Raw genomic sequence first — 9,084 nt, 5'->3', positions numbered from 1 at the left:
TTTTCAGGGCGAAATCATTCTTTGGGCTGTGCGCTGGTATTGTAAATATGGCATTAGCTATCGTGAACTGCAGGAAATGCTGGCCGAACGGGGTGCGAATGTTGATCACACGAATATTTACCGTTGGGTTCAACGTTTAACAATAAAAATGGGAGCCTATAGCTCCCATTTTTATTGTTAAACGTTGAATCCTATATGTTTTCCTGTTGGAAGCTCTACATCAATACGGAGCTTCCCACCCATTGCCTCAACATACTTTTTCATGGTTGAAATCTTAAGATCATTGCCACGATTTTCTATTGCTGAAAGCGATGGCTGTTTTATTCCCAAAGTTTCAGCAAGCTCTTTTTGAGAAATTTCGAGTTCTTCACGAATAAGATGAAGCTGATTTTCTAGCAGTAATTCATCAGCCATTTTTTGAATACGGGCTTGGCTCTCTGGAGAGCGGCTAGCTAACAATTCTTGCAGAGTCTTAGCCATTAGATTTATCTCCTAGGGTAGTGAGATGAAGTTGGTATTGTTCATCTGCAATATCCAGCATGTCTTTATAAAAACGCTTTTTACCGCCTTTATCAGCAATACATAGAACAATAGCCTGTCGTAAGGGATCAAATGCGAAGAAAGCTCTTAAGGGTCTACCGCGATGTTGAACACGCAGTTCTTTCATATTGGTAAATTTAGACTCATACACAGTATCTACTAAAGGACGGCCTAAACTCGGTCCCTGCTGCTGTAGAACAACCAGGGCAGCTAGGACCTTCTCTTGTGTAGGTTCATCTTGCTGTTCAAGCCACTGATTAAATAGATCTGTCGTAATGACTGTCCACATACCACAACCAAAATATAGATTATAGTCTATATTTTAGGGGCATTATGTTTGTTTTGCAAATGAGAAAGGATAGGCAATAAAAAACCCCGACATCCTGTCGGGGTTTTTCGTATTTGGTACTAGGGGCAACTCCTGTCATCCCTCGCGTCCTGTCGCTGATCTTCTTATTTTAATCTGGAACATCCTGTTCTCAATGAAGCCATGATATGCAATCTGGTGGTGTCTGCCTATTAGCAATTTTCTTGAATGGCTGTACGCCAAAACGTACATGCAGATATCCTCAAATTATCCCAATATTTGTCCGCAGGAAATGGGGATAATTTCAGAAATGAAGGCCTTTAGAAATCAGGAAAAATTGAAATTTTGAGCATTTTTTAATCAATTTTATTGGCTAAAAGTGACAAAATTGCTTAAAAAGCAGCCGACTTGTTTCGGAGTCGGCTTTTCACCTATTTTTTAGTCATGACTATTTTTTTAAATAATTGAAAAACAATAATTTTTTAGAAGTGATTTCGTATAAGCTCCATTATGTTAAATGGCTTAATCAAAATAACCTAAAATTGCTAAAGTAGGTATAAAAAAGATCGTAAATACAGCAAAATATTGAATCATCTTTTTATGTCTGAAATCTCGTTTAGAAATGATCAAAAGCAATGCCGAAAAAAAAATGACTATGAATGTCCATGAAATTGAATACATACTTAAATCCTAATTAATTATGTTGAGTTTTAAATTTCTCTAAAATTAACATAATACACGTTATACGAATGCAAAAATGGGAGCTATAAGCTCCCATTTTTAGTCTTTAATGCGCTTTTTAGCTTCGTCATAAACTATGCTATCAGCTCGTTTCCCGACTGTGATGAGCAAGATAACTACCTGATCATCTTTAACTTGATAGACAAGTCTGACACCAGCTTTTAATAATTTAATTTTATAGCAACCTGCAAGATCGCCTCTAAGCATATTCTTTGGAATATGTGGCTGCTCTATGACTTTGGCTAGTTTCTTCTTAAATTGATCTCGTATAGCAACAGGGAGTCTTTCCCATTCTGCTGTAAAGTCCTTGTGACGTAAAAGCTTATAAGTCATCTAATGTGACTTCCTCAAACATCTCTTTAGGGTCATTAATGCGCTTACGGACAAGAGCTAATAATTCTTCGTCTTCTTCTGAAAGCAAAGCTTTTTTGACAGGTAGTTTCCCAGTCGTAGCAACATACTCAAGAATACTAGTAAAGAAATCTGTAGGTGCAATACCTTGTTCTTTAAGGATGGAATAGGATTTTTCTTTAAGGGCTTCATCGACCCTGAAGTTAACAGTAGCCATCATATCTCCCAGTTATTTAATGTACTAGGAGTACTGTAATGCAAATTGCATTACAAGTCGACTTCGTATAACCGCCATTATGTTAATTTTAGGAAAACTTTAAAAATAATTTTTTTATACACAAAAGAAACACCTTCACTTCATTAAGCAAAATTTAGGTTCAATGAAGTATGATTTTGCATTTTAATAACTATGCGGATGAATAATGGGTTTTGATATAGAAAAAGTAAGAGAACAGCTAAAAACGGCTAGATCTAATTCTTCTGAAAGACAACTTCTACAATTACTAAAAGAAAATAGCTTTCTTTTCTCTGAATTATTCTCAAGACATTTTGGGATACAGCCCATTTTTTCAGAAGTTAGTTTTGGTAATAATTTTAGATGTGATTTTTGTTGGCTAAATGATAATTCAGATGGTCCTGAATGGGTATTAGTTGAAATTGAAAAACCTTGTGCAAGACTTTTTAATCAAAACAGGGAACCAAGTGCAGAGTTAAATCACGGAATCGAACAAGTAAAAAGTTGGCAAAGATATTTTGAGTTTAATCCCGCTGAAAAAAGAAGAATTTTTGGTGCGGTAAGGAAGTTCAGATATATCCTAGTAATTGGTGAAAAAAGTGATTGGGAGGCTAGAGAGGCTAGCTTATGGAGAGCTTTTGAAAATCATAATAGTATCGAAATTCGATCTATGAATATTTTTGATAGAGCTATCGAAAATTATGAAAAAATTCCAGATCACTATTGGAGCTTTCAAGAAAACCCTCTTGTATTAAATGCTAGTAAACTTCAAGCCTATTGGGAAGAATATTCCTACATAATGACATGGAGAAAAATATTACCCTAATAGCTCTGGAGCAAAGCTATTGAACATATGGCTGTAATAAAAAATAGATTTTAATTTAATGATAATATTAGTTCTTTTTTTGGGGGGTTAATTTGAAAACTACTTTAGAAATTTTAAGTTTAACGTTTGATACATCACTATCTTATTGTGAAAATATAAGAGATATGATCGTTGAAGGCACTAAAAAAATTGAACTCGATTTTAGGAAATTAGGAACTATTGAACCTTTCGGGATAGTCTATTTTTCAAATTTTGTTAAAACTTTTTCAAGACTTAGAGATATAGAGCTTTCTTGTATTTACCATGATAATGAAGGCATTAGTTATGCTAAGCACATGGGACTTTTTCAAAATTGTGGTTTTGATATTGGAAAACCACCTAGAGAGGAATTTCCAACCAAAGAAGCATCCCATATACCTATCACCATTGTTGATGTAGAAAATTTACGACAAGAAGCAAGAGACACGTACGAGCAAGTTGGTCAAATTGTTGAAAATTATAGTGAAAGATTAGCAAAATTACTTACCTCTCAGAAAGATACTACTCTAGTAGACACATTAACTTTTTGTTTCAGAGAAATCATTAGAAATGTTGTTGAACATTCAAAGGCCCCAAAAATTACTTTTTGCGCTCAATATTGGCCATATCTAAGAAAAGCTGAAATTGTGGTTCTTGATAGAGGTCAAGGTATTCGAAATTCTTTAAATGAAAACAGTACATTACCAGATATAGGAACTGATAAAGACGCTTTAAATTTTGCATTGTTGCCAAGTATTTCTAGTAAAGTTGCATATGGCAAAAAGCAAAAAAGGAAATCAGACGACTTTTGGAAAAATAGTGGATTCGGTTTGTATATGACTCATCGTATAGCTGGAATGGGGGGAGATTTTTTTATTGCCAGTGGTAAACATGGTCTCCAATGGATTAAAGACGAAAAAAAAGATCATAAAGTCAGATTAAAAGGCACCATATTACGTATGGTTATACAAACTGATAATATTAGTGAGCTACAGGAAACTCTTGGAAAGTTTAGAACCGATGGTTTTGCATTAGCACAAGAGTTAACAAAAATGGAGATAGAACCATCTACAGCATCTCTAATGCTTTCCAAACATCGTAGTGATGTGTGCTGAATTAACAGGAAACCTCCACTTTGGCTCCTAATGGAGCCATTTATTTAACATAAAATCTCTTATGTGAAGCAATCTTTGTAACTCCAAAATAGAAATGTCCGGTTTCTCCAAAGTAAAAATGTCCGCTTTTAGATAACTTTAGCAACTCGATAGACAGTTGCAACTCCACAATTCACTGCTTTGGCAATTTCTTCCTTAGTCATATTGCCAGCTGCTAGCAATTCTTTTATTCGTTTGTGCTTAGCCTCATTGGCTTTCTTACCTGTTGGCTTGTAACCCGAACGTGCCAGGCCCTGCTTAATACGTTCTATACGTTTCTCATTGTCTAGGCGAGCCATTGTTGCCAGGAGATCAATCAACATATTGTTGATGAGTTCCAGGATTGAATGAGTAATGCTGTCACTGGTTTGAATCATTTGGTAGGTAGTAGGAAGATCCGCTACGACTAAACGAAGTCCCTTCTCCTGGATCCTGCGCTTCAGCTCTTGAAAATCTCGTTGGGTTAGGCGTGATAAGCGGTCAATACTTTCAACTAACAAGGTGTCACCTTGATTTGCTTCTGACAGCAGCTTATTCAATTCAGGTCGGTCTAACTTCGTACCACTATAGTTTTCCACGTACACAATGGTTTCACCCAAATTCAAGTTTTGGTTTAGATCCTGAAGAATCTGCAAAGCCCTTTCTGCATCTTGATCTTTAGTTGAAGCTCGTAGATAAATACGTGTATTCATTTCTATCATTTAATCTTAATTCTATTAGATTAATGATAACAATATCATTTAATTATTGCATTAAGTCTAATGATAGATATTGTATGCGATTTGGCTTGCTATCATTCAGCTATACTCTTTTGATAAAAAAAGCATGACTAAAAGCCATGCCTTGGGAATTCGTATAACAGCCCTTATGTTAAATCAGGTTTAAAACTTAATATCATGTGAATTAAAGTAGGTCGGATCAAACTCTATCTCTCCTATTTCATCCTCGATAATTTGCATGTAATCGTCATATCTTGGATGTTTGGGGTCTTGTAATGCATCTAAAATATCAAGATATCCAAAAATTCCTCCAATATCTTCAAATGGAGCATGATTTTGACCATCTATACAACATGGATATTTTTTATTTAAATCAGGAGATTGTCTGCTTTCTACAGTAATCAAATGTTCCCAACAATCGCCAAAATCATATGTATATATAATTTTTTTACCTACACGTAGAACTTCTTTCAATTTTTGTCTTTTATTGATCTTTTCATGCTTAATAGTCGTGAATTCATGTAAATGGCTATCTTCCCAATCAAAAGCAGATTGAATTGCCTTATGGAGCCTAGATAAAGTAGCTGCCGATGAAATTTGAATAGTTCTCCAGATTTCAGGATCACTACCTAGCAGACTAATTTTTAATTGAAAAACTTCATCAGAAGATTTGAGCTTTACAGTTCCCATAACAGCCTAGTTCTCAAAAAATAGTTTTAGTAAATCTAAAATTAACATAATACACCTTATACGAAACGTGTTATAATTTTCATTAGAAATCAATGCTGTAGTTTCTAGTTTATAGCCCAATCGAGCCCGTTTGGGCTTTTTTTATGATTTTTCATGTTCCACGAATATTCTTTAATCAATGTTCCACGGTTTTGATTAGATATTTTAATCATTCCAGTAAGAGCCGGCGAGTGTCTACGAGCGACCACCTGGCATTAAAATTTCGCCCCTGCCTTTTCTCTGACTACAAGCTCCCTTTCGATTTTAAACGGTAGGTACAGAGCATCCCGAATGGATGCGAACTTTGGAGCTTTTGCTTTTCAAAAAGTTATAAAATATAAATCCTTATTTAAGTTTTTATAACACAGTATTCCATTAACCTTTTTGATTAAAAAAGCACCATTAAAGTTGGACTTAAGAAAGTCCAATTTTAATGGTGCTGATGAAAATCATCACTTTGTAAAAATGAGTTTCAGTAGTTTTATAAATATTAAACTACTATAAGATCCAATCTCTTATTTCCATTGGAAACCAAAAGAGACACCACCACCAAAGTCACCGCGGCTGTTACCTGTTCCAGCAGCCTTATATACCCATTAATTGTTTTCAGTTATTCCACTGACCGGATTACTCCACCCTCTGTAGACGACAAAAGCATATTGATATTGCGATAAGCTATCAAAAAAGTCATGAGGGACTACATCTATTGGTCGACTCAACTAGCTTAAAGTTTTTAGGCGAAGGCGAATGGAAACGCAAGAAACATCAGCCTGAATATCGTCGCCAATGGCATAAGCTTCATATTGCTATAGATGCTGAAACCCTTCAAATACGTGCAGTACAACTCACCACAAATAATGTCAGCGATTCACAAGTACTTAGTGATTTACTTGATCAGATTCTATTGGATGAGCAAATAGAATCTGTTTATACCGATGGAGCTTATGACACAAAAAGATGCCGTCAAGTCATTGCAGATCGACAAGCACATGCAGTGATTCCTCCTAGAAAAAATGCAAGACCTTGGAAAGATACAAAATCACATTCTCAGGAGCGAAATGAATTACTTCGAACAGTTAAACGTTTAGGCAGAACACTATGGAAAAAATGGTCAGGCTATCATCGGCGAAGTTTGGTGGAAACCAAGATGCATTGCATCAAATTATTAGGGGAGAAACTCAGCGCTAAAAATTTAACAATCAAGTCAACGAGATTCATGCACGTGTGGCAGTCTTAAAGAAATTTACAGAATTAGGTCAACCTCATACCCAAGTTGCCACTTAAATTTGGATCACTTAGGGGCAGCTGTGCATTTCAAGCCTTTGTGCAACAAAGCCGGGTCAAAGTGTGATTTACTTCTCACAAGAAAAACTTTATTTTACTCTATAATAAACTTCTTGCGTTAGTCAAAATTTAAACAGCCCAAAGCTACATTTTATAAGGTTTTAGCCAATTCAAAAATTAGGTAAAACGATACTTTCGCAAGAGGTCTAATAAATTACATTTTTTTACTTGGTAAACCGACTTGTATACATAAGGCTACAAGTTCTAACTTCTTTTCTGCATTTGGAAATTATTATGAATAAGGTTTATAAGGTTGTATGGAATGCATCTTTGGGTATTTGGGTAGCGGTTTCTGAGTTAGCCAAAGGAAAAACAAAAAGTCGTTGTAGTGTCGAAGCTTCTTGTTTACAAAATCAACAACTAGAAGATGTTTCATTAAGCTCAGTTTTTAACTACAAAATTCTATCTCTTGCAATTTTTACAGTCTTTACTGCAAATTTTGCATTTGCTGGTTATGAAGCGGGAGGAGGATCAACCTTTGCAAACTGTACGCGTACATCAGCCGGATCAGGGGCGGAGGGTGCAGGAATTGCTATTGCAAATGAAAACAGTATTGCTTGTGCTCCTGCAGTTGAGTCTTTAGCTATAGGTGCAAATATTGCAGCTTTAGGTGCGCAATCAACAGTAGTTGGTAATGATGTCATTGCTTCAACAACTGCCACTCAATCAGTAGTTATTGGTTCTAGTTTTAATGTAAACCCTACTACATCGAATGGTAAAGGTGGTGTGGCAATAGGTAGTGGTTTATCTACTATCCATAAAAGCCCAATCGCTGACGGACAAGGATCTTTGGCGTTAGGATCGAGTGGCGATGGTACAGCTATAAATGGCACAATATACAATCAACAAGGGCCTGATGCTAAGGCGGCTTATAGTGCGGCATTAATGGCGGGCTCTCAAACTGCAACTGGTGCAGATAGATCTATAGCTTTTGGTGTAGATGCTAAAGTTGCAGCTAATACAGTTGATAGTATTGCACTAGGAACAACAAGTGCTACTTCTGCTAATAACACCGTTGCTATAGGTAAAAATGCAAATGCCAATGTTCTTAACTCCGTTGCATTAGGTGCGGGTTCCACTACAACTGCACAGGCGGGTAATTCTTTTCTAACGAATGTCGCACCTTCTGCTACGAATGGCGTAGTTTCAGTTGGTACGACTAGCGCAACTCGACGCATTCAGAATGTCGCTGATGGTGCCGCCCTTACTGATGCCGTGAATGTAGCGCAATTAGACAAGGCTTATGATGACGCACATAGCCGATTAGCAACTGCTTTGGGTGGTGGAGCAGCCTATGATCCAGCCACAAATGCGTATACAGTACCGAACTATAATGTCACTACCGATCCAAATGCAGGAACAAAAACGGGTAATGTAAATAATGTTGGTGCTGCACTTTCTGGTTTAGATACAGCGGTAAATAAAGCAATAATATTTAATGCTAATGCAGGTAGTTCAACTAATAAACTTGGATCAACATTAAATATTACTGGTGGTCTTGCAGGTACTGGTTCAAACGCAAATGTCAAAACTGTCATTACGGGAAATACAGTTGATATCCAAATTGCAGATGCCCCTACATTTTCTGGTACTGTAACTGCTGGAAATCTTGCAACTGGTGGCACATTAAGTGTTACAGGCGTGAGTAATTTAAATGGTGGGGCAAACTTAAATAACCAAAAAATTACTAATCTTGCTGCAGGTACCGCACCTGGTGATGCGGTTAATTTTAGCCAATTAACCACAACTAACAACAACGTAACTACAGCACAAAATACAGCGAATACTGCTTTAACTAATGCTAATAATGCACAGACTTCTGCAAATGCAGCGCAAAGTACAGCTAACAATGCTTTAACTGAAGCACAAAAAGGTTTGAATTTTAGAGCAAATGCTGGTGCTACAGATAAAGTTAGTTTAGGTGAAACCATCACCCTAGCAGATGGAACTAATACAACTGCAACTTATGATGCTGCAACAAATACTTATAAATATAACGTGGTTGATGCGCCAACTTTTGCTGGCACGGTGACAGCTGGAAATCTTGCAACTGGTGGCACATTAAGTGTTACAGGCGTGAGTAATTTAAATGGTGGAGCAAATTTAAATAACCAAAAAAT

At 36.4% G+C, this 9,084-nt stretch carries 9 protein-coding genes and 2 pseudogenes; 5 read left to right on the top strand and 6 right to left on the bottom strand.

Annotated elements, in window-relative coordinates:
* Positions 1-151 (top strand): annotated as a pseudogene (locus MKL51_RS00055) (IS6 family transposase); the annotation flags it as partial.
* Positions 152-177: 26 nt separating this feature from the next.
* On the opposite strand, the gene MKL51_RS00050 reads toward MKL51_RS00055, so the two are convergent.
* The 4 genes from MKL51_RS00050 to MKL51_RS00035 all read right to left on the bottom strand — a co-directional run bounded on the left by MKL51_RS00050 (position 178) and on the right by MKL51_RS00035 (position 2,156).
* Positions 178-480 (bottom strand): helix-turn-helix domain-containing protein, encoded by a 303-nt coding sequence (locus tag MKL51_RS00050; RefSeq protein ID WP_001140620.1) that lies wholly within the window; start codon positions 478-480, stop codon positions 178-180.
* A complete protein-coding gene (locus MKL51_RS00045; protein ID WP_004668307.1) occupies positions 473-829 on the bottom strand; it encodes a type II toxin-antitoxin system RelE/ParE family toxin in 357 nt (118 codons plus the stop codon). The genes MKL51_RS00050 and MKL51_RS00045 overlap by 8 nt, the downstream gene beginning before the upstream one ends.
* Before the next feature lie 798 nt (positions 830-1,627).
* Positions 1,628-1,921 (bottom strand): type II toxin-antitoxin system RelE family toxin, encoded by a 294-nt coding sequence (locus MKL51_RS00040; protein WP_038349496.1) that lies wholly within the window; start codon positions 1,919-1,921, stop codon positions 1,628-1,630.
* On the bottom strand, positions 1,911-2,156 hold the full coding sequence (locus MKL51_RS00035) for a type II toxin-antitoxin system RelB/DinJ family antitoxin (RefSeq protein WP_000246756.1): 246 nt from the start codon (positions 2,154-2,156) through the stop codon (positions 1,911-1,913). Before MKL51_RS00035 ends, MKL51_RS00040 begins: the two co-directional genes overlap by 11 nt.
* A 205-nt stretch (positions 2,157-2,361) precedes the next feature.
* On the opposite strand from MKL51_RS00035, the gene MKL51_RS00030 reads away from it, so the two are divergent.
* Both MKL51_RS00030 and MKL51_RS00025 read left to right on the top strand, forming a co-directional pair.
* Positions 2,362-3,000, top strand: coding sequence for a Shedu anti-phage system protein SduA domain-containing protein (locus MKL51_RS00030; protein WP_071211298.1), 639 nt, complete (start codon positions 2,362-2,364; stop codon positions 2,998-3,000).
* Between the two features lie 92 nt (positions 3,001-3,092).
* Positions 3,093-4,133, top strand: a complete 1,041-nt coding sequence (locus MKL51_RS00025; protein WP_071211299.1) for a hypothetical protein — start codon at positions 3,093-3,095, stop codon at positions 4,131-4,133.
* A gap of 128 nt (positions 4,134-4,261) precedes the next feature.
* On the opposite strand, the gene MKL51_RS00020 is transcribed toward MKL51_RS00025, so the two are convergent.
* Complete coding sequence (locus MKL51_RS00020; RefSeq protein ID WP_004740252.1) at positions 4,262-4,873, bottom strand: recombinase family protein; 612 nt, start codon at positions 4,871-4,873, stop codon at positions 4,262-4,264.
* Between the two features lie 180 nt (positions 4,874-5,053).
* The gene (locus tag MKL51_RS00015) at positions 5,054-5,581 is read right to left on the bottom strand and encodes a plasmid pRiA4b ORF-3 family protein (protein WP_000537572.1); all 528 of its coding nucleotides are present in this window, start codon (positions 5,579-5,581) and stop codon (positions 5,054-5,056) included.
* A gap of 661 nt (positions 5,582-6,242) precedes the next feature.
* Between MKL51_RS00015 and MKL51_RS00010 the strand changes: the two are divergent.
* A pseudogene (locus tag MKL51_RS00010) lies at positions 6,243-6,904 on the top strand (IS5 family transposase); the annotation flags it as partial.
* A gap of 294 nt (positions 6,905-7,198) precedes the next feature.
* Positions 7,199-9,084, top strand: a 1,886-nt coding sequence (locus MKL51_RS00005) for an ESPR-type extended signal peptide-containing protein (protein ID WP_270893782.1), incomplete at its 3' end; no start/stop codon positions are given.

Source organism: Acinetobacter sp. AOR18_HL, from assembly GCF_027855145.1.
Lineage (GTDB): Bacteria > Pseudomonadota > Gammaproteobacteria > Pseudomonadales > Moraxellaceae > Acinetobacter > Acinetobacter pittii.
Note: the sequence above shows the minus strand (reverse complement) of the source record. Positions and strands in the feature narration are given on the sequence as shown.

Coding starts and splice junctions, on each gene's coding strand:
- MKL51_RS00050 (WP_001140620.1), bottom strand. CDS start 480: ATGGCTAAGACTCTGCAAGAATTGTTAGCTAGCCGCTCTCCAGAGAGC.
- MKL51_RS00045 (WP_004668307.1), bottom strand. CDS start 829: ATGTGGACAGTCATTACGACAGATCTATTTAATCAGTGGCTTGAACAG.
- MKL51_RS00040 (WP_038349496.1), bottom strand. CDS start 1,921: ATGACTTATAAGCTTTTACGTCACAAGGACTTTACAGCAGAATGGGAA.
- MKL51_RS00035 (WP_000246756.1), bottom strand. CDS start 2,156: ATGGCTACTGTTAACTTCAGGGTCGATGAAGCCCTTAAAGAAAAATCC.
- MKL51_RS00030 (WP_071211298.1), top strand. CDS start 2,362: ATGGGTTTTGATATAGAAAAAGTAAGAGAACAGCTAAAAACGGCTAGA.
- MKL51_RS00020 (WP_004740252.1), bottom strand. CDS start 4,873: ATGATAGAAATGAATACACGTATTTATCTACGAGCTTCAACTAAAGAT.
- MKL51_RS00015 (WP_000537572.1), bottom strand. CDS start 5,581: ATGGGAACTGTAAAGCTCAAATCTTCTGATGAAGTTTTTCAATTAAAA.